Raw genomic sequence first — 26,757 nt, 5'->3', positions numbered from 1 at the left:
CAAAATGGCAGAATGCTATGAAACGATTTTTTTCATTTTTCAAACCAAATCAACAATCCAACCGCCTTCCGGCTATTGCCACAGAAGCGTTGGACAAGAATTACTTGTATGGCCTAAACACCTTGCGGTTTTTAGCGGCCTTTTTCATCATCGCCATGCACATCCAAAACAACCAAAAGGTAGTGGGAATCCCCCAACTGCCTGAGTTTGCTTTTTTGTATAAAGGTGCAGTGTCGTTCTTCTTTACCCTTAGTGGCTTCCTCATTACGTACATCCGCATCGGAGAATACGAAAAAACTGGCACCATCAACATCAAACGGTTCTTGTCGAATCGGTTTGCGCGTTTGGCTCCACTCTATTACACCATAGTAGCAGCGGGTTTGGTGTTCTATTGGTTGGTCGTTCCTAATTTAGGAATGGAGTCCTACACCGATTACAACCTCGGTTTAGCTGCAGTGCTTTACCTCCTCTTCTTACCCAACCTCATCAACAGTTTATACCATGTGGGCGGTGCTTTAAATGTGTCTTGGTCCATTGGTGTTCAAGAGCAGTTTTATTGGATTTTATTGCCGTTCATGAAGTTTAAAATGAAGTATTTTCCAGCCTTTTTAATCACCGTTATTGTGCTTTCGGTGTTTGTCAGCATCGGTAACGCTTACGGCATTTTTGGATTGTCCAAAGAATGGAGTGCCTTCGTCAACACCTTACGTTTCCATTACATGGCCATTGGTGCATTATTGGGTTACCTCCTTTTCTATCGTCGCGATCAATTGTTGGGTTTGTGGATCTTTTCAAAAAAATGGTTGCAACTCACTATCTTCGCTTTTTTGGTGGCTTGGTATGGCTTTAAAACAGACAGTGTTTTCATTAAAAACACCATTACCCTTCCGCTATCGTTATTGTACGGTTGGATCATTATTAATGTCGGTACTAATCCCAAGAACATCATCAAGCTCGACAATAAAGTCTTCGATTGGATTGGTCAGCGCACCTTTGGTATTTACCTCATGCACATGTTTGTGGTGTATATCGTTTCCTTTTTCTACCTCAAAACTGGACTTTTCGCCAATCATTTTCTATTGTACATTTTCAGTTTCTATGTAATGGTGTTTGCCATCACCATTGGATTGGCGCAGCTGTCCTTCAAATATTTTGAGCAACCGATTATGAAACGACATCAGGCGGCTCAAAAGCGAAAAAAGTTAGCCGACGCCCAAAAGAACCAGTCTCAACAGCTCGCCACTATATAATGCTAAATCGATACGGTTCAAGGCGAACTATCAAATTCCAATTATTGGAAAAATAATCCAATATCAGGAAAACGACAGCAAACAACTTCTTACAAACTACTTTATAATCAAATTATTACAACAAAAACAACAACTGGCACATCAATCGCATTGACCTTATTAAATTAAAAAATTATGCAAACTCCAATGAATAAAACAGAAAAACTCTTCATCGTAGACGACGATGCATTAACAGCCAACCTTTATGCGCAGCATTTAAAGAATTTAGGTTACGAAGATGTTCAACTTTTCGACAATGGTCAGGATTGTTTGAATGCCTTAATCGAAGAACCTACCATTATCTTATTGGATCATCAAATGGAAAACCTCAGCGGTATGGAAGTGCTGCAAAAAGTAAAACGATTTGATCCCAATATTTATGTGGTATTTATCTCCGGACAAGAAGATATCGCAACAGCGGTAGACGCCTTAAAATATGGCGCTTTTGATTACATCATTAAAGGGCAAAACGATTTAAAGTCCATCGAAGAGGTTTTGGTTAAAATCAAAAATGTCAACGAAATGCTCAATCGAAAAGATCCAGGTTTTTTTAGAAAAATAATCTCCTTAGTGGTATAGTTATGCAAAGAATTATTTTAATCTTCAGTATAGCCGTTGCCGTTTTGGGATTGAGTTCTTGCTCCAACCAACAGTTTTTGGTGTCCAAAACAGAAGGCGATATCCAAGACTTATTAAAACTTGACAGCAACTTTCAGCATACCATACGCCCTGATGATAAATTGAGTTTAAGTATTTGGAACCACGACGACATTAGTTTAGGCTCGGTATTTAGCATTTACAACTCCAATGAATCTTACGGAAAATGGGTGTTGGTAGATCAGAATGGATATGCACAACTTCCAAAAGTGGGAAAGGTAAAATTGGGTGGATTAACCTGCACTCAAGCAGCAGACACTTTGCTGCAATTGTATGCCTTAAACATCAAGGATCCCATCATAGTGGTGAAGATTCTCAACCGAAAAGTAACCATCTTGGGAGAAGTAAGAAGCCCAGGCAACTATATTCTTGATGAAGAACAAGTCAATTTATTAGAAGTAATAGGAAGAGCACAAGGTTTTACCAACTATGCCAATATGAAGGAAATTATGTTGGTGCGAAACAACCGCAATTACTCTTTAGACCTGCAAAAAATGGATGAATTTCAGTTACACAATTTATTGTTGCAATCGGATGACATCTTAGTAGTAACCGCAACAAGAGGAAAAGCCATTGACGAGAAAGCACCACGACTAATTCCTATCGCAAGTACCATAACAGCTATTGCAGTTGTTGCATCTTTTATACTAGCACAATGAGCGGATTCCAAGCCATAAAAAGACAATTATTACCGTTAATCAAAGGATTGCCAATTATCATTGGATTCTTTGTAGGAGCTTTATATCTAGCGCGTCAGGTGGTTAACTATACCCCAAATACGTATCAAACCATAGCGAGAATTAAGCTAGACAATCAGAAATATGGATTTAGTAACAATTCTCTTTATTCCGATTTTGATGTCTTCAGCACCGAAAACAAAATTCAAGCAGAAGCTGCGGTTTTAAATTCTCCGCTTTTAATTGGTATGGCTTTGGACAGCGTTGATTTTTCTGTCTCTCTTTTCCGAAAAGGTAAAGTTAAAAACACCATGTTGTATGACGATAGTCCCATTATCATTAGTTATGATTTTGTAAATGCTGATTTATACAACAAAGATTATTTCATCCGAATCACCGATAACCATACTTTTTTATTGATTGATGAAGATGGAGAACCACTTCCCTTTCCAGAAACTGCCCTAGGCGAAGGATTGCTATTGGATGGAGGTGTTTTAAAAATTGAAAAAAACGAAGCCATTTTGGCTCAGCGGGAGTTACAACTATCAGGAGAATACATTGTTCACATTTTCTCTAAGGATGGACTAATCGGGGATGTAACCGATCGATTAGACATTGTAGAAGTGGACAAAGAATTACCAATCATTCGAGTTGTATACAAAGACCAACACCCAAATAAAGTAGCCGACCTGGCCAATGCACTTTGTAAAACATACATCTCAGATTACGTCACTACCAAACGACAAGCCGCCGAGCAAACAGTAGAATTTATCGATCAGAAACTAATAGAGGTACAAGACGAACTGCACAAAACTGAAATCGCTTTAGAACAATATAAGGCCGTAAACGGAGTAGTCAATACCCGTCAAGAAACGGAAACAGGCTTGCGACAAATATCGAATCTTGAAGTGCAGTTGATCAATTTAGAAATGAACGAAACTGCCGTCCTAGAATTGGAGGAATACATTTCAGGCGGCGATTATTTCAATGAACGATCCATCAATTTTGGTTTTGGAGATTTATTGATGACTGAATTGGTTAAAAAGTTAAAACTATGGCAAGATGAGCGAATTGACTTATTGGTAAAATACACTCCAGAAAGCAGCGAAGTACAATCGGTAGATCAAAAAATAGAAGAGTTAAAGAAATACATCGTGGAGGCCATCAAGCGCAACAAAGTAGAAATAATGACCAAAAAGAAAGAAATTGAAAAGTCTTTGGGATTAGTTTCTAAACAATTTGATGGGTTGTCTACTCGCGAAAAAGAACTTCGCATTTTGGAGCGCAATTTCAGTATACAGGAGCAAGTCTATAATTTCTTGTCTCAGAAGAAAATTGAAGCTTCTATAGCCGCTTCAGCTAACTTGGCTTTTCACCGAATCATTCAGGAAGCAAAAGCACCAACTAAACCTGTAGCGCCCAATAAAACATTGATCACTTTTGTGGCGGGGTTATTCGGAATCATATTGGCGGTAGCTTTTATCTATTTGAGAAAATACGCTAGAGCAAAAGTGACTGGTCGTCAAGACATCGAAAGACATTCCGACTTGCCTTTATTGGGATTGATTCGAAATGGCAATGCAGATTCTGACTTTTTAGGATTAGCGAAAACTTTGCAACTAAAAGGGCAATTGAACAAAGGAACCATCCTTGCCATTAGCTCTACAATAGATGGAGAAGGGAAAACCTATATCGCCAATCATTTAGCGGCTTGTTTATCCAATACAGATATGCGCATTGCCATCGTAAGCATGGAGGCTGAGGACATCCATAATTCTAACGAGCTCAACGATTTTTTAACGACAAAGCAAACCATCACCGATTCTTTAACACACTTGCACATTGCTAACACCAATGCATTGGATTTGAGCGCAAAACTATCTCTATTAAAAGAACAATTTGATTTAGTCATCATCGACACCGTAGCTTCAGGAATTGCTATTGATGGCATTGAAGCTATGAAGTTGGCCGACATTAGTTTATATGTAATACGTTCGAACAAAACAAGTATCGACTATTTAAGCCACGCAGATCGATTGGTGGAAGAATACCAATTAGAAAACGTACAATTAATATTAAACGACGCCCATAAAGCATCTAACTACAGCGGCAACTTTGTAGGCACTCGATTCCGTCAGCAATCTATACCTGGCAGCATCAAACTAAAAATTTCCACTTACCTCAACACCTATCTAAGATGAAAAATAGGATGATGGAATTGTGGTCGAAGAACCAAGCAAAAGTGTGGATTTTTGGAGATCAAGGTTTAGTGAGCGGAGTCAATTTCACTATTGGCATTCTATTGGCTCGCTTCTTAGGAATCGAAACCTTCGGCTTGTTCTCATTGGCATGGATGGTTTTATTCTTCTCTTCTAGCATTCAGCAAGCTTTTCTAACGGCTCCCCTATTTGCGCTAACGCCCAAACAAGAAAATCCCGCTCAATGGATGGCTCAGTTGTACTTCATTCAAATTTTGTTTAGCGTATTGAGTTTTTTCATCGTGGTAGCTATCGTAGAAAGTGCCATCTATTTTAATCCTACTTGGAACTTCAATGGAATCAGCATCACCTTGGGTTTATTGGTTGCTGTTTATTTATTCAATGATTTTTCAAGACGCGTATTGTTCACCACACACCAACCCAAAAAAGTAGTCTTCATCGATGTTTACGGATATGCTTTGCAGCCACTTATAGTGATTGCGCTTTACGGATTGGATTTATTGAGTTTGCAAACGGCTTTGGCGGCGATTTTTGGAGCTCAATTGCTTTCTTTGGGTTACATCATCATTCGCATCCGACCAACCTTTATTTTTCAAGATATTAAAAATACAGCAGCCACACTGTGGAATTACAGTCGATTTTTATTGGCTACCGCTATGTTGCAATGGTCTTCAGCCAATTACATCATCTTATTTGCCGCTTCCATTCTAGGACCTGCTGCGATTGGAGCTATTAAGGTGGCTCAAAACTTAATGGGTGTGCTTAATGTGTTGTTCCAAGCCATGGAAAACATCATACCCGTGCGATCTGCTGAAGCCTATCACCGTGGTGGAATTAAAGCGCTGGGCATTTACATGCAAAAAACGACGATACAGTTTTTAACTCCAGTAGCTTTGGTACTAATCTTAGTTGGTATTTTCCATCAACAAATCATGACCACCATCTATGGAGATGAATATTTGCAATACAGTTTTGTATTGTTGGCCTTTTGTGGCATTTATATACTTGTCTTTTTAGGCACTCTACTTCGGTTCATCATTAGAACATTGGAATACAATCAAATCATCTTTTGGAGCTATGTATTCACCACTTCTTTTAGTTTACTAGCAGGAAAAGTATTGGCAACAGATTATGGCTTAACTGGTGTATTGGTTGGAATCGCAGGCACACAAATCATCAGTTTTATCTCCTTCATCACCTTTTTAAAATTCAAAGTAAAATGGAACTTCAGATTATTCACATTATCCTAGGAAAAGCCAATCCCAATCGAATGAACGGGGTAAACAAAGTAGTCAATAGCCTAGCGGAAAATCAAGCCATTTTAGGAAAAAATGTGACTGTATGGGGAATTACTAAAAACCCAGTGCACGACTATCCCAATCGGTCGTATAACACGCAGTTGTTCAAAGACACTGGTAAGTTTAGCATCGATCCCAATCTAAAAACAGAGATCGAAGGTTTGAAGGATCTCAATGTAATTTTTCATTTTCACGGTGGATTCATTCCTCAATTCAATCCCATTGCAAAACTACTTGTTAAAAACAACCTCAATTACGTATTCACGCCTCATGGTGCGTTTAACACGATTGCATTGGAGAGAGGTAAATGGAAGAAAAAAGCCTACATCCTATTATTAGAATCGTTCTTGGTGAAAAATGCCAAGCACATCCACCTTATAGGAGAAAGTGAAGTGACCGGAACCACTAAAGTATTTGGCACTGTACCCTATCAATTGATTCCAAATGGACAAGAAGTCACTGCAGCGACAGCATCAAATGATTCCAAAATTGGGAATAACACTCCCGTATTTGGATTTGTAGGCCGATTGGATACCCATACTAAAGGCCTCGACACCCTATTGGAAGGCTTTGCCAATTTCATACATAAACACAACGCTAACAGCGAACTACAACTCGTTGGAGACGGTCCTGACCGAGCTAACTTAGAAAAGCTGGCACAGAAATTACATATTGGGAATCATATGAAATTCTTAGGTGCAAAATATGGAAATGAAAAAGATCAGTTGGTAAAACAACTGGACTTTCTCTGTTTGGTCTCTCGAAACGAGGGATTGCCAGGAGTGGTTTTAGAAGCCGCTAGCGAAGGTATTCCTGCCATTGTGAGCAAAGAGACCAACCTAGCTAACTACATCACCAAAAACAGAGCAGGATTCGTAACCGAGCAAAATACAGTAGCAGGTGTTACTGCCGCTTTAGAAAATGCTTTCACGGCTATCCAAACCCAAGAATCTCAAGAATTAGGAAAGAACGCCAGAAAAATGATTGAAACCCATTTTGATTGGTCGACCATTGCACAACGCCACATCAATACTTATGAAACCGCATAGACTGCCCTTCATTATCCGAAATATGGAAACCATCCTCACCATCATTTTATTCGTGATGATTGCGGGATATTTCAGCATTGTTGAAGAACGAGGAATCAACCAAGTCTTCAAAACCATTAGTAGGATTGGAATGGCTGGAGCCATCATTTATGTGCTTTCTGTTTTAAAGAAATTAGGCCACGTTAGCGCACTCAAGTATGAAAACACCCTTGCCCCTGCTTTTTATGTCATGTACCTTTTATTAGGCTTTGCCTCTTTCATGTGGAGTTCTAAATGGCAGTATTCAGCATTGCAGTGGTTTATGACGGTGGAGAGCTTCATTTTTGTATTGCTATTTATGAAAGCCGTGGTGATTTACAACACCCACTACCCAGAGAAAAGCATCAACTTTATTCGCCTATTTGCTTGGTCTATTTTTCCCATCATGCTCACTTTCGTGATTGGATCGTTAATCGACGAAGACACTTTTTACCGTGGAATGCGAGGTGGCGAAGAGCAGCGCCTCGGCGGATATATTATGAATCCGAATGAACTAGGAATGCTTTCGAGTATCAGTGCAGGAATGAGTTATATGTACTTGCAAATCTCTAAACACAAATTCTGGGGATTCTTAATGATGTTAGCTTCTATCTTGGTTCTGGTATGGACATCATCACGATCTAGTGCCATCGGTTTCTTGATGATTATGGGAATTCTCGTATTAAAATCAAACAACAAAAATCTAAAAATTGTCATGTTTACTGGCATCACTATCGCCGTTCCTTTATTGATTCGATTTGTCGTTTTTAAAGACGATGGCGGCGTAGAAGAAGTATTGAGCATGACGGGAAGGTTGCCCTTTTGGACGGCTTTACTAAATGAAGGAATCGTACACGAGCCATTTTTTGGCTATGGATTTATGCGAATCAATTACACCGATTATTTTCAAGGGTTGAATACCTATCCTGCACGAATGACACACAATACTTTTATGCAGATTTTAATGAATTTAGGATTTGTTGGTTTCTTTATCGGATTTTGGAATGTGGTGCTCACTATTCGGAATTTCATACTGCACAAGAACCATCCTTACGGCAACTTTTTTATAGCGCTTTTCATTCCGGTCATCATCAACTCATTTACAGAGTTTGGAATTTTCGGAGATGCCAACTACGGTATTTTGTTTTGGCAGTTTCTCACCTTGCTATTCATCATTAAACCTGCGGAAAGATTGCGACTAGATGAACGATTAAAACTCAAGAAATTCAAATCTAAATACAAGATAGACTACCCTATTTTTCAACCGACTGAAGCAGATGCAGCGATTAAATAATAGATAGTTTCATCTACTAACCCATTAAAATAAAATACCATGAATAATTATAGCAATAGACCAAAAATAGTAGTGACTGGCGGAGCAGGATTTATCGGATCGCATACCGTAGTAGAATTATGGAACGTTGGTTATGAACCTATCATTATAGACAATTTCTCCAATTCCCAACCTTGGATTTTAGACCGAATCAAGCAATTGACCACTAATGACATTCAATGTTATGATTTAGATTGTGCCAATCAAGTAGCAATGGAAGATCTATTTTCTCAATTGGGACAAGTCATTGGAATTATTCATTTTGCTGCCTACAAATCGGTGAGTGAATCGGTAGCTCATCCTGAAAAATATTACGCCAACAATATGGGGTCGCTACAGACGATTATCAACATCAAAGAAAAATTCAATATTCCTGATTTGGTATTCTCTTCTTCAGCAACAGTCTATGGAGTGGCCGATCATTTGCCTGTAACAGAAGATTGTGACTTAAAACCTGCTAGTTCTCCTTATGGAGAAACCAAACAATTGGGCGAACAACTCATTAAAGATCAATTGGAAACTGGCGCCATCATTTTGAGGTATTTCAATCCAATTGGTGCTCATCCAAGTGGTTTATTGGGTGAATTGCCAAGCGGAGTTCCTCAGAATTTGGTTCCATTCATCACGCAAACCGCTATTGGAGATCGGGATCACCTGCAAGTTTTCGGAACAGACTACGAGACCAAAGATGGCACTTGCGTAAGAGATTACATTCACGTAGTTGATTTAGCGAAAGCTCATGTAGCAGCGCTTTCTCGATTGCTCTCCACAAGAAGAACCGATGTCTACAACATAGGAACAGGCAAAGGAAATAGCGTGCGGGAAGTCATAGAGACTTTTGAAAAAGTATCAGGTGAGCAATTACCTGTGAAATATGTAGATAGACGACCTGGCGATATTGAATCCATTTATGCCGATTGCGGAAAAGCAGCATTAGCACTACACTGGAATGCGACATACACTTTAGAAGATGCATTGATGCATGCTTGGCAGTGGGAACAAAGTTTAAAAATAGAAAAGTCAAACGCAGCTTAACCAATTATTTTTTCAAGCGTTGAGAGGTTGGTCATTGTGACCAACCTTTTTTTAGCTCATTTTTCTAATATTGAAGCCTATTTCAAAGGCTTACAACTATTCCATATTTTGGAAATCAGTTTCAAATTATGGAAAACGGAACGGCAAAATTCACTACTCATAAATCGCAATTAACTAATAAACAACGAAATAACAAACCAACATAGAAATGGCACGGCTTTGACATATAGGATAATAAACAGAGAAAGTTTAACCTTTATGAAAACAAGTTCAATATACTACAGCGACATTATCCAACTGATTAAGTTGTATTCCGTAAAGCCTACTAACCCATTCATTTTTGACCCTTATGGCCGTTTAGAAATTGACCATGAAGAAGAATTAGCAGAAGAAGGATGTAAAATTTTAGTCAACCTTGCGGGAAGGCTAACTGAATACAAAGGAATGTCTTTGGACTCGTTTGATTTGATCTTGGATTTTGGAAAAGTTCAAGCTCCCGCAAACTTTGATTCACAAACGTTGAAATACATCAACCAACCAGAAGGAAACATGCGCTGGTTGTATCAAGGGAAACACTTGAAGAATGTATTGTCATTTTACAACGCTTCAGGCAAAAGAGGAAAATTCATCTCTACCGCTATCAAAGTCATCTCTAAATTAGGTCTAGATAGATTGGCTTCAAATGGCCAAATCAAAATCTACGCTAAGGAGGTGTTGAAGCTGAACCAAGTCACAAAAGAATATTGGGATCAATACAGCATATTCATGGGTACTCCGGGTTTGCAGCGATCTGTTTTAGTGGCTTTGTTGGAGAATAAAAAAGTAGTCAAATTCTTAAAGGTTCCAACTAGCGAAGCTTCCAGCAAATTAATTGAAAATGAAAAGAACGCCTTATTATCTCAGCACCTACAAACATCAGCTTATTTAAAACTACCTAAGGTTACGTGTTCTGAAAACAGTAAAGGAATCATTGTTGAAAATGTCAAAGCAGCGAACTCTGAACGAATAGAATCATTTACCACAATACATGCGGCCTTTGTTACTGAAAACTTGTTCAATCATTCAGCGCAAACAACTTTAAAACAAACTTCATTTTGGAAAGAAACTCAAGCGGCTTTTCATCAGGACCGATTTTCGAAAAATGCACAACTAGTGGAATTAAGAATGCTGGGAGAGCGAATTATTCATGGAATGAACGAAGACGTTCCAGTTCTTACACATTGGGCTCATGGAGATTTTACACCTTGGAATATGTATTTAAACGAAGATAAAATTGCATTGTACGATTGGGAAATGTATCGTGAAGAAGCCCCTGCACTTTTTGATTTATTCCACTTCCATTATCAAAAAGGAATCTTGATGGATCACTTCAATTTACAGCAAATTGAACTACAAATTGAAGAGACTTTGAGAATGAAAACCATCCGAAAAGCAATTAAAAATAAATCAATTGATGTTCAATTATATCAACGATTGTATTTGTTAACCACTGTTGGATATTTCATGCAAGTGTATGGTAAACAAAAACTCACCATTCAGAATCAATGGCAAATTGAAACGTGGAAAAAGGCATTAACCAAAGAATTACAGCTGATGGAAAGCAACGAAAACTGTAGAACTTACTTTATAGAAGAATTGAATAGAGAATTACAATCTACCCCGCATGCCTTTTTAAAATTTGATTACAAGAGCCTAAGTGAAGTACCCGAATCTTCAGATTTAGATTTAGCGATTACCAAGCAAGGGATAAAGAAAATAATACAATGCTGTGAGCAAAGTCCACTTATCAAGCGATGGACACATCGTCAAAAAAGCTTTATGAGTACAATAGAAATTCATTTTATTGATGATCGTTTTTTGAGTTTAGACTTGATTCACCAATTTAAACGCAAGCACTTAACGATGCTTTCGGCAAAAGACCTATTAAGAGATAGCTCTACTTCTGAAAAAGGAATTATGCTCCCGTCTCTAAAACATGATTTAGCCTATGCCTTCAGTTTTTATACTTTAAACCATTCTGCAATTCCTTTACGATATCACCAATTTTTCAGTAATCACTCCTCAAATAGCATAACGGAGGCGATTAATTATATTAATCACTTATACGGTACTGATTTCAAAAATTTAGCACAACTATTCACACAAGGAAGAACGGCAGAAAGTCAAGTCGCAGAAGCACTTTACGATACTTCCTTATTCACTCTAATGAGTGGTAAATGGAATTATTACATCGATACCATTAAGGAACTCATTTATCACCGCGGTTTTATGGTTACTTTCAGTGGTGTAGACGGTGCAGGAAAATCAACTGTGATTGAAATCGTAAAAAATAACATTGAGCGAAAATATCGCAAAGAGGTTGTTCTGTTGAGACACCGACCGGGAATTTTACCCATTTTAAGCGCCATCAAACATGGCAAACAAAAGGCAGAAAAAATAGCCGGAGATACTCTTCCAAGAAAAGGAAAAAACAACAATAAAATTTCTTCGGCAGCTCGTTTCTTATACTACTACCTCGACTATATGATCGGTCAAGTATACGTTTACTTCCGATACATTCTAAGAGGAAAAATAGTGCTGTATGATCGGTATTATTTTGATTTCATCAACGATGCCAAAAGGAGTAATATTCAAATCAATAGAAACATAACAAAAGCACTTTATCGATTTGTAATGAAACCAAAACTCAACATTTTTTTATACGCAGAAGCTGAAACCATTTTGGCGCGAAAGCAAGAATTGAATGCTGAAGACATAATAGAAATGAGTAGCAATTATCGCTCACTTTTTGATGAACTGAAGCTGAAGTTTAAAAAGAGCTATTACACCAGTATAGAGAACAACATTTTAGACGATACCATTGCAGCTGTATTGAGAGAATTTGCAAAGGTAGCCTAATCCAACCGCTTAAAAAACACGAAACCATGTCAAAGAAGACCATCCTTATTTCAGCATACGCAGTAAATCCTTACAAAGGTTCCGAAGATGGGACAGGCTGGAACATTAGCAGAGAAGTTGCAAAAGAGCATCCCACCATCGTGATTACTCGAAAAAATAACATCCCTCATATTGAGAAATTTTTAAAAGAAAACTCAACGGATGTGCACAGCAACAGTGTTTTCATTGGCTATGATCTACCGGCTTGGGCAATGTGGTTGAAAAAGAGAATTGGCGAAAGAGGATATGTGTTATATTACTATTTCTGGCAGTTGTTCTTGCCGCTATTCATCAAGAAAAACAAGTTGCAATTTGACATCGCACATGCAGTCAACTTTCACAGCGATAGTGTGCCTACTTTTCTATGGACGTTAGGAAAACCAACCATGTGGGGACCAGTGGGGCACCACCCTAAAGTAAAAGCACAATTCCTTCGACCAATCTACGGTAGAAAAGCCGCTATAAAAGATCAATTCTATTTCATTTTCAAATGGTTGCTAAGAAATATGGATCCATTTTTCCGATTAGCCGTAAAAAAAGTAGATACGATTTTTGTCATCAATTCAAGTATTGCTAAAGTCATGAATGCTCCAGATAGTAAGGTAAAAATTGTACCTGCAGTGGCCACAGAATCAACTGATTCAACTGCTACTTTAAACACAGATCAATTCAATGTATTATCGGTTGGACGATTTCACTACATGAAAGGTTTTGACTTGACGATAGAAGCATTTGCCATTTTTTATGATTCCCTTACTCAAGAGTTGAGAGACAAAACACAATTGATTCTAGTTGGAAATGGAGAAGAAAAAACTCGCTTAAAACGTTTAGCAAAAGCGTTGAAAATCGACCATAAAATAAAATGGGTAGAATGGGTAGAACGCGCTGAAATGAAGCAAATCTATCAGAATGCAAGTGTATTCTTATTTCCATCTCATGAAGGTGCCGGAATGGTGGTACCAGAAGCGATGAGTTATGGATTGCCCATTGTAACCTTGGACAATGTTGGTCCGGGAGAGTTAGCCGGAAATGCTGGTTTAAAAGTGAAAGTTGAAGGTTATTCAGAAACTGTGATGGCACTTGCTGGAAAACTGATTGAACTACAAAGAGATTCGAATAATGCTAGGTTCTATTCTAACCTTTCAAGAAACCGGTTTAAGCGTGAATTCACTTGGGGAGCAAAAGGAAATCAGATAAAAGCTGCTTATCAAAAAATTCAAAAGTCAGTAGCGATTTTTCACCCTTCATCAGAACTTTATGGTGCCGATCGAATATTAGTCAACGCCATCAATGCAATGCCAAAGGATACCAAAAAGTCAGTTTATTTAAAGTTTGAAGGGCCTTTAGTAAAATTTATTAAGGAGAATACTACCAATACAGAAGTAAAAGTCATTCCTTTTATGCCCATTATCTACCGCGGTATTTTTAACCCTCGTGGGATCCTGACATTTATTGGAGAATGGTTTCGGTTTAGGAAATACTTCAAAAAACAACATCAAAAGCATTCATTCGATTCAGCGTATGTCAATACGTTGAGCACTTCATTTATTCTTCCGTTCTTGCAACAATTCAAAATTTCCTCTTATATCCATGTGCATGAAATCATTGATTCTCCGAAAGCAATAGGCTGGTTAACTGCTCAATTGGCTAATCGTTATGCAAAAAAAGTAGTGTGCGTATCTGCAGCAGTTGAAAAAGGATTAATCAGGTATTCAAAGCGAATAGCACAAAAAATTGTGGTTATCCACAACGGTATTGATCAAATTGTTGTAAAACCTAAGATTGCAAGGGGTCTTTTAAAATTTTATTTATTTGGAAGAATTATGCCTAAAAAAGGACAATGGTACTTATTAGAAGCATTGAAGCAACTAACTTTGGATCAACTCAAAGACGTTCAATTTACATTAATGGGAGGCGCTGTACCAGGTCAGGAGGAATCACTCCAAGAATTGGAAAAAGCGATTGAAAAGGCCGGACTAAAAGATATTGTAGTCATCAAAAACTTTGCACCGAATATCACCTCAGCGATGGAAGATGCCGATATATGCTTGGTTCCATCGATGATGAAAGATCCTTTTCCTACAACGGTTTTAGAAGCAATGAGCGCAGGAAGACCTGTTATAGCCACCAACCATGGAGGAGCAAAAGAAGCTATCGCTGACAGCAATGGAGGACTTTTAGTAGATCCGGGGAAGCCATCACAACTAGCGGATAGTATCCTTCAATTGATTAAAGGAAAAGCCACTTTGCCTGCGATGGGACGATCTGCTCAGAAAAAGTACCTATCCGCCTTTACTAAAAGTCATTTCAATCAAAATTGGGAGGCATTCTTAGTTGGTAATGGCTTTGCTTAATTCATTTTGATGATTCCAAAATTTGGAAAACACTTCTCTTATTTGGAAACAACTCGCCTCTCACCCAATCCCAAAACACTTAATAACAAAACATTAGACACTAATCTCAAGAGAGGCACACTGTTGGCACATCCGTTTTCAAATACGATTAAAATGAAAAAGAAAAATAAACTAGCCATCATCGGAACCGTAGGACTACCTGCTTGCTACGGTGGATTTGAAACATTAGCAGAACATTTGGTAGAACATACCGCCAAAGACTACGACATCACTGTATATTGCTCGGGAAAGAAGTACCCCAAAGAGGAGCGTCAAGCAACTTATAAAGGCGCAAAATTAAAATTCCTCCCATTTGATGCAAACGGGGTTCAAAGTATCATTTACGATACCTTATCCATTCTCCACGCGTTGTTTACTGCTGATGTGATGTTAGTTTTAGGAGTGGCTGGAGCTTGGATTTTTCCATTCATTCGTTTGTTTACCAACAAAAAAATTATTGTTTCCATTGATGGAATTGAATGGAAAAGAGACAAGTGGAACAAGTTTGCCAAATGGTATTTATGGTGGGCTGAAAGTATTGCCGTCAACTATTCCCACATCGACATTTCTGACAACGAAAGTATACAGAACTATACTGCTCAACGATATGGAAGTTTAAGTCAGATTATAGAGTATGGCGCTGACCACACCATGAAGGTGAAACCAACTGTATCTGATAAAAAACAATATCCCTTTCTGCAAAAAACATACGCTTTTAAAGTGTGCCGAATAGAACCAGAAAATAACGTACATGTGATCTTGGAATCCTTTGCAACCATGCAAAAATATACCCTAGTGATAGTAGGAAATTGGAACATCAACGAATACGGCAGAAAGTTAAAAGCGGATTATGCAGATTATGATAATATCATTTTACTTGACCCTATCTACAATCAGCGTCAATTGGATGTTTTACGATCCAATGCCATGGTTTATGTTCATGGTCACAGTGCCGGAGGAACCAACCCTTCATTAGTGGAAGCCATGTACTTAGGTTTACCTGTTATAGCCTTTGGAGTTTCATATAATCGCACGACAACTGGACATCGAGCGCTTTACTTTGGTAATCAAGAGGAGTTGATAACAATCATCGAAAATACCTCCGTGCGAGACTTAGCGAAATTGGGAAAAGTGATGAAATCCATTGCAGATCGTCGTTATACCTGGGAAATTATTGCTAGCAAATACAATTACCTCGTTCAAAGAGCATTAAAAAGCAAAAACAAAGAGAACGTAAAATCGAAAATCGCTCAAATACCGAATACAAGTCTACTTCAAAACAAAGTAGCCCATCTGAATAATCAGAAATTATTTTTCGAAAACTAATCACCTTACTTCAACTTAAATAACACTATTATGGAAAACATAGTACTTCAATCCATTTCAACATTTATTTCGACTACTCTCTTAACAGGATTATTAATTCACATCTATATCGTCCTCAGTAAAAAAATAGGATTAGTTGATCAACCAGGCAATAGAAAAATCCATCAACAGTCCACTCCGTTAGTTGGAGGACTAGCCATTTTCACTGCTTTTACAATAGTCGCATTCTTTCATTCTTCCCTATTATTGACCATTTTGATCTATCAACAATCGTTTATTGCATTGGCATTAATTTTCCTCATGTCCATTTATGATGATCGTTTCGATCTTTCGGCAAAACTTCGTTTATTGATTCAAATTGCTGCTGCCTTTTTAGTGACTCATTCAGGAGTACGTATTGAATCTATGTTTGGACTATTTGGCATTCATGAAATTCCTTTAGCAATCCAATATATCATCACAATCTTAGTCTTAGTAGGATCTACCAATGCATTTAACTTAATTGATGGCATAGATGGATTGGCAGGCAGCATTGGATTAGTTACAACCTTGCTTCTAGCAGGCATAGCTTTGAGCTTAAATCAACAGCGTATTTTTATAGTTTGCCTCACCCTATCTGCAACACTTATTGCATTTCTAAAGTTCAATCTATATCCAGCTAAAATATTTATGGGAGATGCCGGTTCAATGACGTTAGGCTTTTTATTAACCACTTTAAGTATTATTCTTCTTCAAGCTGCAATGCAGCACACGAATTCTCAGTCCATTTTCATTCTTATTGCTAGTGGTTTACTCGTTCCAGTGATTGATGCTTTACGCGTATTTCTAAAGCGTTTTTCAAAAGGATATTCCATTTTAGCTGCCGATAAATCCCATCTGCATCATTTACTGTTGAACAATAAAAAGAACCATGCAAAAATTGTGTTTTCTATCGTAGCGCTTCAACTTGCACTAATGCTAATTGGAATCATACTTTCGGCAATTTTCAGCAGCACTTTAGTGATTTTGTCACTTATTTTAATCCAAGTTGTACTTTCCAAATGGTTGATGATAAACCAAACCCTTGCTGAGTGGCAAATTCAATTGCAACAAAATGAAAAAGTGTTGAATAGCTAAATTAGTCTTCATTTTTTCCGTAATTTGGAATCCATCTAAAAAAAGGAAAAAATGAGTGCATACAAGATATTTATTGTCGACGATGATCCGTGGTATTCTCAAATATTAGAATACCATTTGTCGTTGAACCCTGATTTCGAAGTTCATTGCTTCGCCTCTGGTAAAGAATGCCTTAAAAATTTACACCTCAATCCGCAGTTGATTACCATCGACTACAGCATGGACGACATGACGGGTGATGAATTACTGACTAAAATCAAACATTGGAATTCTAAAGTACCAGTTATAGTAATTAGTGGACAGGAGGAAATTAGTGTCGCTTTAGAACTTCTAAAAAAGGGCGCTTACGATTACCTCATCAAAGATGACAATACCAAAGACTTGTTGTGGAATTCAGTGCTTCGAGCCATGGAGACCCAATCCCTGCGGGATGAAGTCAACCAGTTGCACGAACAATTAGAACATAAATTCTCTTTTGAGAAAACCATTATAGGTCAAAGTCCTGCCATTACAAAAACCTTTAAAATGATGGAAAAGGCCTGTAAATCGAACATCAATGTATCGATAACAGGAGAAACAGGAACTGGTAAGGAAGTGGTAGCTAAAGCCATTCATTACAATTCAGATCGAAGTAAAAAGCCATTTGTAGCGGTAAATATGGCCGCTATCCCCAAAGAATTGGTAGAGAGCGAATTATTTGGACATGAAAAAGGAGCATTTACTGGTGCATTAGCTAGAAAAAAAGGAAAGTTTGAAGAAGCTCAAGGTGGAACACTTTTTTTAGATGAAATCGCAGAATTAGATTTAAACCTTCAAAGTAAACTACTTCGTGTACTTCAAGAAAGGGAAGTGACGCGTGTCGGCGGTAATGAGTTAGTAAAATTGGATGTAAGAATCATTGTAGCCACGCACCGTGATTTACAAAAGGAAGTGCAAGAAGGGCATTTTAGAGAAGATTTGTTTTATCGTGTGATGGGATTGCCAATAGAATTGCCTCCACTAAGAGAAAGAGGAAACGATGTGTTGATTCTCGCCAATCATTTTATTGCTCAATACGCGAAAGAAAACAAGCAACCCAAACCCAAACTCGATGAAAGCGCTAAAGAAAAAATGCTGCGATATAATTTCCCCGGTAACGTTCGTGAATTAAAAGCCATGATAGACCTGGCGGCTGTGCTATGTGAGGAAAATATCATTACAGCGAACGATATCAACTATGCTTCCGTAAAAGGAGATCAAGCATTTTTAGCAGAAGAAAAATCGCTAAGAGCATATACTTGTGACATCGTAAAGTACTTTTTGACTAAATACAACAATGATGTGGTTGGGGTAGCTAAACGATTGAACGTTGGAAAATCTACTATTTACAAAATGATTTCGGAAAAAGAAATCGAATTAAATTAAAAAAAGATGAAAGGAATAATATTTACAGAATTTTTAGAGATGGTAGAAGAAAAGTTTGACTACCAAATGGTTGACAATATCATCACCGACGCTCATGATCCACTAGACGGCGCATATACCTCGGTGAACACCTACGATCATGCTCAATTGGTCAACCTAGTGATAGCGCTGCACAAACGCTCAGGAATTCCTTTACCCGACTTACTCAGAACTTATGGAGAATACTTATTTGGTGGATTGGCTAAAAATTATCCGGAACTATTGAAAGACATAAAAGACCCATTTGACATGTTGCTAAACATTGAAATATTGATACATACAGAGGTTCGAAAATTATACCCTGAGGCAAACCCTCCCCAATTTACAGGAAATCAACTCGATGAAAAAACCATTGAATTGATATATAACTCTCACCGAAGTATGGGAGACGTTGCTGAAGGATTAATTCATGGCTGCGGTGCGCATTTCGGCGTAAACTTTAATGTGAAGCAGACAGAAATTGACAACAATGGACAGACTGTAAAATTTAGAATAGAGAAAATCTAGCATGGATAATGAAGTTGATATTTTAAAGCGAAGAATTGAACGAGAGAAAAGAGCTCGGAGGCAAGCGGAGAAGATTTTGGAAGACAAAAGTTTAGAGTTGCATTTTGCGAATGAAAATCTACGTAAAATAAACAGTGAACTGGAAGATAGAGTTGCTCAACGTACTGAAGAGCTTAAGGAAACGGAATCTCGATTTCGACTATTAGTAGAAACCGCAAGTGATATTATCTATCGAACAGATAATAATGGATACTTCACTTATGCTAATCCCACAGCACTCCTTAAAATAGGTTATAGTCTAGAGGAAATAAAACAAATTCGCTTTAGCGCTCTCGTAGATGCTGAATACACCCAAGAAATTCAAGCGTTTTATTTAGAACAAAGCATTAGAAAAGAAGTTACTAGCTACAAAGAATTTCCTGTAATCAATAAAAAGGGTGACACCATTTGGTTGGGACAAAATGTCAATTTTATATATGATGATAGCGGTGAATTAGTACAAGTAAATGCTGTAGCTAGGGACATTACAGAAATAAAATTATCTGAAACCCGATTGAAAAACTTAATTGCAACGCTACAATCAGGCGTTTTATTAGAAGATGAAAATCGCAAAATGGTTTTGGTTAACCAAACCTTTTGCAATTTGTTTGCTATCCCCGCTCCTCCCGATTCATTAATTGGATTAGATTGCTCAAGTTCAGCCGAAGAGAGTAAAGTCTCTTTTATCGATGAAGAAGGTTTTGTCAACAGAATTAATGAAATTTTAGAATCAAAAGAGAAAGTTCTAAACGACGAATTATTACTCAAAGATGGTCGAATTTTTGAACGAGATTACATTCCAATTTATGTAGAAAACAGATACAGTGGGCATTTGTGGAACTATCGCGATGTTACCATACAAAGGAATCAAGTGAATGCCATAAAAAGAAGCGAAGAGAAATACCGCAGTATTATTGAAAACATGAACCTTGGTTTATTGGAGGTAGACAAAAATGAAAAAATACTATACGCCAACCAAAGTTTCTGTAAAATGTCTGGGTTTGAATTGGACGAAATTTTAAACAGTACTGCTTCTAAACTCTTTGTTAGAGGAGAAAATGCCGAAGTTTTAATAGAAAAAAACAGTATGCGCACTAAAGGAGTTTCAGACGCGTATGAGATAGCGACGAAAAACAAGAGAGGAGAAGCTAAGTGGTGGCTAGTCAGCGGAGCCCCTCTATTTGATCAATTGGGAAAACCAACAGGATCTGTAGGAATACACTTAGACATTACTTCACAAAAGGAGATAGAAAGAGAATTAGTAGAAGCAAAATATCAAGCAGAGGAGTCTTCAAAAGTGAAAGAAGTATTCTTAGCGAATATGAGCCATGAAATTCGTACACCGATGAATGGAATTATTGGAATGGCTCGCCAATTGAATAAAACAAAGTTGGATGAAAAGCAACAATTTCACCTTGATGTTATTCGCTCTGCTGCAGACAATTTAATGATTATTCTGAATGATATTCTCGACTTATCCAAAATAGAGGCAGGAAAGCTAAGTATTGAAAATGTATCCTTTAACCTGGGTGATAGTCTAAAAAAAGCGTGTGATGTCATGCAGCCGAAAGCAGAAGAAAAAGGCCTTACGCTGACTACTCACACTGACTCTAAAATTGCTCCTACTCTATTCGGTGATCCGTTTCGCTTAAATCAAGTACTTTTCAATTTGATTGGAAACTCTATTAAATTCACTCAGAAAGGTAGCGTGACCATTTCTAGTGAACTTATTAAAAATCAAGGCAACGCTCAATTGATACAGATTAGTGTGACAGATACTGGAGTGGGCATAGATAAACAATACCTTGAAACCATCTTCGACAAGTTTACCCAAGAGGATCGTTCTACTGCTAGAAAGTATGGAGGAACTGGGTTGGGAATGAATATTTCCAAGCAACTCGTTGATTTAATGGGAGGAGATATAGCGATAGAAAGTAAGAAAGGAGAAGGTACTAAAGTGATAATAACATTGCCATTTCTATTGTCTGATCAAGATATTAGTGAGGAGAGTTCCTTTTCGAATGATCAGTATAATTGCGAAGAGCTAAAAGGAAAGAGTCTTTTAATTGCGGAAGATAATGAGCTCAACCGATTAGTAATAGAGACCACACTAGCTCAATACGAGTTAAACCTTCATTTTGCTACCAATGGTAAAGAAGCTATTGATGTATTGCAAGAGAAGCCTATTGATTTGATATTAATGGATATTCAAATGCCAGTAATGGATGGAATTGAGGCCACTCAATATATTCGCAATCAACTAAAAATTGACATTCCTATAATCGCGCTTACCGCTAATGTATTAAAAGGAGACACTGAAAGTTATATTGCATCTGGAATGAATGACACGGTCCGTAAACCATTTGAAGAACGAGAAATTTTAGAAACATTGATGCAATGGTTGGGTAAGTCTACCCTTCCTAAAGCTGATAATAAGGAACCTGTATTAACCCACAAAGCTCTATATACCTTAGAGAAATTATCGACCATTAGTCGAGGAGATCAGATATTCATCAGTAAGATGGTGGCCATTTTTATTCAGCAAACTTCCAGTGCTATTGAAGAAATGAAAGAGGCCGAAGCAACCAATGATTACGACCGAATCAGAAAGTTGGCACACAAGCTAAAACCTAGCTTAGATAATTTACAAATCAACTCATTGAAAGAAACGGTTAGAAAACTGGAATACATCGGTGAAGAATATGATATAGAAGAACTTCCCCAATTGAATCAACAGTTTTGTGATGTTTTGGATAAAGTAGTAAAAGACCTTCAGAAGAATTACGCTTAATTCTTCCGAAGGCCTTCTGAATTAATGAACAATCAAAACTCCTATGTGATTGGTTCCTTCTATATCTTCAGCAACTATAACATAACTGCCAGGCTTTACTCCTTCTAATTGGAAAGATACTTTTGAGCCACTCACAAATTTTTTCAACAACACCTTACTATCCGCTCCACTCATCGTAATCGATTTCAATAGAGGATAATATCCGTCAATATCTCGTCTAGCAGCCATAGTTATGGTTGCTCCAGTTCTAGCCGGATTCGGCCAAATCTTAAGCACACCTGCTTCCTTACTTGAGTTGATTACCTGATGAAACACTTGATTGGTAACCAATGGTGATTCATAATCAAAAATTATACTCGCCTGACCTATAATTTCTTGATTACTTAAAGCAGCTCGATCAACTATTAGGCTATACATCACATAACCGTGACTTTCCGACTCATTGGCCGTACTATCTGGAAGATTGATATTTCTAAATACCCAATCAATTACTCCATCATTGATAGTAAAGCTGCAATTGTGACTGTGCGAAATCATTCTAAAGCTTTTTACATTCACACCATCTGGTATTTTACTACTCACATAGACATTTGCCGCTTCATAACTTCCTACATTTTGAAAACGAACCTTATAAGTAATCGTATCTAATCTAAAAACGGAAGTAATTAATCCTTCATTGGGCCAAGCCAAAATATCATTCGGATCGATAGAGCCCACCACTTCTGATGTATAAGAATGATTATTATTAGCGGTATTGGTCTCTCCTGCTGCTGCAATTACACTTGCGTTTACAGTTAAGTTTTGCCCGATGAATGCTGTTAGATTCACAGAATCCGTTAAAGCGATAACGTACGTCCCTCCGGCTTTTAAACTATCAATTACCCAAGTAAAACTGTTCGTTAAAATGGACTGATAACTATCTGAGCTACTTTGCAAATCTAACTCTGTTGGAAAATTCAGTTGAACAGTAGTATTATAAGCCACAACCGTTCCTTTGTTTTCCACTTTTAGGAATGAGTTGTTCGCAAATCCTCTTCTCCACAGTGTATTTCCATATTCTACTGTTAAATCTGCTGCGTAATTCAATGCACTCAACCCTACATTTTGATTGATAATTGGTGCGGAAGAATTAGTTACTTGAATGTTTACAGTTCCACAATTCGAATTCCAATATGTGGTATTGGCAAAGCTCAACGTATAATTCCCAGCTGGCGCTCTAAATTCATAATTTCCATTGGCATCACTAAAGATGGCTTTATTCAATGGTTGCAACAGCAACTCTTGATTTCCAATGCCATTTTCAGTGGAATCCATCACACAATTTTGGTTAACATCTCCATAGATTGTTCCACTCACCAATACACTAGCATCTTCTGTGATTTCAATAAATTGATCTGCATTAATTCCTGTTGCATACTGCACATAACCAGAGGGCCAATACACCATTAACGAGTCTACTGAAGTGTTAGCACCCAATCCAAAATGCTGCTCCAAACTATTCTGACTTCCAAATCCATTTTGATTGGAAACTACACTCGTTTGCCACACATTTCCTGCTTTTAATCGCACTTTAGTGCCAATGGCATTTTTATTAGAAGCTGTTCCTTTGAAAGTGATGTTGATAAAGTGATTGTCGTTTCCATTGTTGGTCCACAAGAAATTTTCTTGATCGCTGTGCGTACTCACAAAAATATCCAAATGCCCATCTTTGTTGTAATCCGCTACAGCCTGTCCATAACTGTTACCATAATGAATGACCGCTTTCTCGTCTACTTTATTGCTAAAAGTAAAGTTCTCCGATTGCAAATACAGTTGCTTCGTTCCTTGATCATCCGTCAAGTACAAATCTAAATCCATATCATTGTCCACATCTAACCACGAACAACCGTGCGTATTACTTCCTTTGCTGGTGAAAGCTAAAGTAGTATCGCGTGTAAACGATCCGTCTCCATTGTTGAAATAAAAGAAATCTTTCTGACCGGAAGAATTGGCTACAAACACATCCATATCGCCATCGTTATCTGGGTCAGCCCAAACAGCTGCTACACTGTATCCTCCATCATCAGTCAATGCGTTGCTCACTTCTACAAACTGACCACCTACATTTCTGAATAGCGCATTGTTTCCGCCTAAATTATTCGGTAAAAATAGATCCAACTGTCCATCGTTGTCATAATCTACCCAAGTAGGTGCAACGGTGTAACTCGATTGCTGGTTGATGATGGAATTCGCTTGCAATTCAAATTGACCATTTCCCAAATTCAAATACAATTCGTGAAAACGAGTCGGCATATAATTCGTAACTACGACGTCTAAAAGTCCATCATTATTGACATCGGCCCAAGAAGCGCCATGATAATACCCAGGATGTTTTGGAAAACCTGCATTGTTCACTTTCGTGAAATTGTTGTTTCCATTGTTCCGATACAATTGCAATGGGTCATAATTATTGTTCACCATCAATACATCCATATCTCCATCGTTATCCACATCGGCCCAAGCGCTAGACATGGCCTGAGTAGCAATATTTACTAACGCACCATTGGTTATTGACGTAAAGGTTCCGTTCCCATTATTGGAATACAATCGGTTATTGCCATTCAAATCCTTGGAACAAACAAATAAATCTTGATCTCCGTCGGCATCGGTATCTACCCAACTCGCATTCCAGCTGTCGGTTAAATCCGAAACAATGTTACCTATTGTATATTGGCTGTAAATCAAATTAGAAGTATTGTCAGGATTCAAACTGATTCCTTCTGTAGAAGTGGATTGTTGCAGTTGCCCATCCACTTCTCCACTCACACTCGTTTCTACCGTCACTACTGAGTTTTGTCCCAATGGCGAGCCGTCGTTATTCGCTGCTAACAAAATTACTTCAGTGACAATGCTGTAATTTCCATTCTGATCTAAGTCTGGCAAAGAATCAAACGTTACAGTTGATCCTTTATCATTGGTTTGAATAATCCCATCAATGGTAGTATTATTGGTAGAATCAACAAACTTAGACGACTGCGGAATACTACCCGTTCCAATATTCACTTGTGCATTCACATTGGAAACCGGATTACTCGTGTTTAGCTCAATTTTGGTATTCACACTTACTGTATCTCCGGGGATACCCTGAGACTGGGAACTACTGCTCTTTTGATTAAACGACTGCTCTAAAGAAGAACCAAAATACATCATCCAATTGTCGTTAAAATTGGTATTCATCACCGAAATATTCACATCGGAAGTCACCAATAGATATGGACGTTCAGGTCCGCTACTAGGATTTCCATCTCCATTGTAAATCGCTCTCCATTCTTGCAAGGACAACGCACAATCGGCATATCGACCTGCCTCAATTTGAAACGTTCTACTGAATTTTTGCCCATTGGTATAGGCATCTTTTACGGTCACGTTTGCTGAATCGTTGGCAAACAAAAACAAGTGAGTGAAGGCACCACCAAAACTACTCCCTGTAAAAGGGTCTATGGCATTTTGCTCGTAACCAGGAGGAGCCATGTAACAGATAAACTCCTTTCCAGAAGCCGTTCCTTCATGTGAACTAGCCATGGTAGCAATGTCAGAAGTTCCGGGGTTTCCAGTTTCCAACCAATTGGCTGCAAACACAGAAATTTTCTTACCCGAACTGCAAGTCAATCGAAAAGTAGTAGCATAAGAAGCACCTTCAGCTTTTCCCACCCAATCTGCGGTGGAAGAAGTACCCAAATTCCAACTTTTGGTAGGTACCCAGGTATTGTTTTCATACCGATCCAATTGAACATCGTTTGCATCGTCCCATGAAACGATACGAATTTCTTGCTCAAAACTAGATTGATAAGGGACTGAAAAGTAAAACAATTCTCCTGAACTGCTTCCGTTCGAAGAAGGCACATATCCTCCTCCATCTCGCTCATTTCTATACAAAGCGCCATATTGGGCAGTCACCGCTTTATTGGATTCTATCAAATACGTATGCCCCGACTCCAATACATCTCTACCATCGTTATAGAGATAAATCAAATCCTCCCCTATGTTTATGGTTTTTTGAATGACTATTGTGGCGTTACTTTCGTCGATTTGAGTGTAACCTGTGGTTGTTATTGGTGCTGGCGAAATTCGCTTTACCGTTACGGTGGTTTGATCTTCATAAGCGAATAAATTCAAATCCCGATTCGAATTTGAATTTTTAGGCGCATACAGCACAAACTTTTTACCTTTTGAGGATTTGTTTACCGAAGGCACCCAATCGTATTGCCAATCCGAATTGGTTGACTGAGAAGCGTACACCAACTTATCCGATTTGATGATAAAATAATCTCCATCGGCTTTTAAAACTCCACCAGAAGAATACCTCGCATCATCGTTGATGCCATTGTCTTTGATGTACAAAATGTACGACTGATTCGCCATTAAGATTCCGGAGTGACTATCGTCGGTATCGCCATCCATGCCATCATCGATAATTTCAAAGTGCGTACTATCTTGAATAGCAGTAACAATCAACGCCACGTAGCGATTAGTAGCATCGTTATTGGGTGGTACGTAAATGTTGAAATACGTGCTCGGCTCACCTGTAGCCAAAGCCATTTTGAGTAACGACATTATCGCAAAAAGAAGTAAAACTGTTTTTTTCATAACT

Annotated in this window: 16 protein-coding genes; 15 read left to right on the top strand and 1 reads right to left on the bottom strand. The window is 38.0% G+C overall.

The window, feature by feature from the left end; genetic code table 11:
* Positions 1 to 17 precede the first annotated feature (17 nt).
* The 15 genes from GQN54_RS14695 to GQN54_RS14625 all read left to right on the top strand — a co-directional run bounded on the left by GQN54_RS14695 (position 18) and on the right by GQN54_RS14625 (position 22,127).
* A complete protein-coding gene (locus tag GQN54_RS14695; protein ID WP_160634323.1) occupies positions 18 to 1,250 on the top strand; it encodes an acyltransferase family protein in 1,233 nt (410 codons plus the stop codon).
* A 174-nt stretch (positions 1,251 to 1,424) separates the two neighbouring features.
* Entirely contained in the window at positions 1,425 to 1,868 is a 444-nt protein-coding gene (locus GQN54_RS14690) for a response regulator (RefSeq protein ID WP_160634322.1), read from the top strand.
* 2 nt (positions 1,869 to 1,870) lie between these two features.
* A complete protein-coding gene (locus tag GQN54_RS14685) occupies positions 1,871 to 2,605 on the top strand; it encodes a polysaccharide biosynthesis/export family protein (RefSeq protein WP_160634321.1) in 735 nt (244 codons plus the stop codon).
* Positions 2,602 to 4,824 (top strand): exopolysaccharide transport family protein, encoded by a 2,223-nt coding sequence (locus GQN54_RS14680; RefSeq protein WP_160634320.1) that lies wholly within the window; start codon positions 2,602 to 2,604, stop codon positions 4,822 to 4,824. Before GQN54_RS14685 ends, GQN54_RS14680 begins: the two co-directional genes overlap by 4 nt.
* Positions 4,821 to 6,092: a lipopolysaccharide biosynthesis protein gene (locus GQN54_RS14675; protein ID WP_160634319.1), complete on the top strand. Its 1,272-nt coding sequence runs from the start codon at positions 4,821 to 4,823 to the stop codon at positions 6,090 to 6,092. Before GQN54_RS14680 ends, GQN54_RS14675 begins: the two co-directional genes overlap by 4 nt.
* Entirely contained in the window at positions 6,062 to 7,189 is a 1,128-nt protein-coding gene (locus GQN54_RS14670; RefSeq protein ID WP_160634318.1) for a glycosyltransferase family 4 protein, read from the top strand. Before GQN54_RS14675 ends, GQN54_RS14670 begins: the two co-directional genes overlap by 31 nt.
* The gene (locus GQN54_RS14665; protein ID WP_160634317.1) at positions 7,176 to 8,501 is read left to right on the top strand and encodes an O-antigen ligase family protein; all 1,326 of its coding nucleotides are present in this window, start codon (positions 7,176 to 7,178) and stop codon (positions 8,499 to 8,501) included. The genes GQN54_RS14670 and GQN54_RS14665 overlap by 14 nt, the downstream gene beginning before the upstream one ends.
* 39 nt (positions 8,502 to 8,540) lie before the next feature.
* The gene (gene galE / locus GQN54_RS14660; RefSeq protein ID WP_160634316.1) at positions 8,541 to 9,575 is read left to right on the top strand and encodes a UDP-glucose 4-epimerase GalE; all 1,035 of its coding nucleotides are present in this window, start codon (positions 8,541 to 8,543) and stop codon (positions 9,573 to 9,575) included.
* Positions 9,576 to 9,833: 258 nt separating this feature from the next.
* Positions 9,834 to 12,473: a hypothetical protein gene (locus GQN54_RS14655; protein ID WP_160634315.1), complete on the top strand. Its 2,640-nt coding sequence runs from the start codon at positions 9,834 to 9,836 to the stop codon at positions 12,471 to 12,473.
* 26 nt (positions 12,474 to 12,499) lie between these two features.
* The gene (locus GQN54_RS14650; protein WP_160634314.1) at positions 12,500 to 14,866 is read left to right on the top strand and encodes a glycosyltransferase family 4 protein; all 2,367 of its coding nucleotides are present in this window, start codon (positions 12,500 to 12,502) and stop codon (positions 14,864 to 14,866) included.
* A 153-nt stretch (positions 14,867 to 15,019) separates the two neighbouring features.
* Positions 15,020 to 16,231 (top strand): DUF1972 domain-containing protein, encoded by a 1,212-nt coding sequence (locus tag GQN54_RS14645; RefSeq protein ID WP_160634313.1) that lies wholly within the window; start codon positions 15,020 to 15,022, stop codon positions 16,229 to 16,231.
* Between the two features lie 30 nt (positions 16,232 to 16,261).
* Positions 16,262 to 17,347 (top strand): glycosyltransferase family 4 protein, encoded by a 1,086-nt coding sequence (locus GQN54_RS14640; protein WP_160634312.1) that lies wholly within the window; start codon positions 16,262 to 16,264, stop codon positions 17,345 to 17,347.
* 51 nt (positions 17,348 to 17,398) lie between these two features.
* The gene (locus GQN54_RS14635; protein ID WP_160634311.1) at positions 17,399 to 18,751 is read left to right on the top strand and encodes a sigma-54-dependent transcriptional regulator; all 1,353 of its coding nucleotides are present in this window, start codon (positions 17,399 to 17,401) and stop codon (positions 18,749 to 18,751) included.
* 6 nt (positions 18,752 to 18,757) lie between these two features.
* The gene (locus GQN54_RS14630; protein ID WP_160634310.1) at positions 18,758 to 19,297 is read left to right on the top strand and encodes a heme NO-binding domain-containing protein; all 540 of its coding nucleotides are present in this window, start codon (positions 18,758 to 18,760) and stop codon (positions 19,295 to 19,297) included.
* Position 19,298: 1 nt separating this feature from the next.
* Positions 19,299 to 22,127 (top strand): PAS domain S-box protein, encoded by a 2,829-nt coding sequence (locus GQN54_RS14625; protein WP_160634309.1) that lies wholly within the window; start codon positions 19,299 to 19,301, stop codon positions 22,125 to 22,127.
* 21 nt (positions 22,128 to 22,148) lie between these two features.
* On the opposite strand, the gene GQN54_RS14620 is transcribed toward GQN54_RS14625, so the two are convergent.
* Positions 22,149 to 26,753 carry an FG-GAP-like repeat-containing protein gene (locus GQN54_RS14620; RefSeq protein WP_160634308.1) on the bottom strand — a complete coding sequence of 1,535 codons (4,605 nt, stop codon included), beginning with the start codon at positions 26,751 to 26,753 and terminating at the stop codon, positions 22,149 to 22,151.
* Positions 26,754 to 26,757 lie beyond the last annotated feature (4 nt).

This window comes from Acidiluteibacter ferrifornacis, assembly GCF_009909615.1.
GTDB lineage: Bacteria > Bacteroidota > Bacteroidia > Flavobacteriales_E > Vicingaceae > Acidiluteibacter > Acidiluteibacter ferrifornacis.
This window is presented reverse-complemented; position numbering and strand designations above follow the sequence as displayed.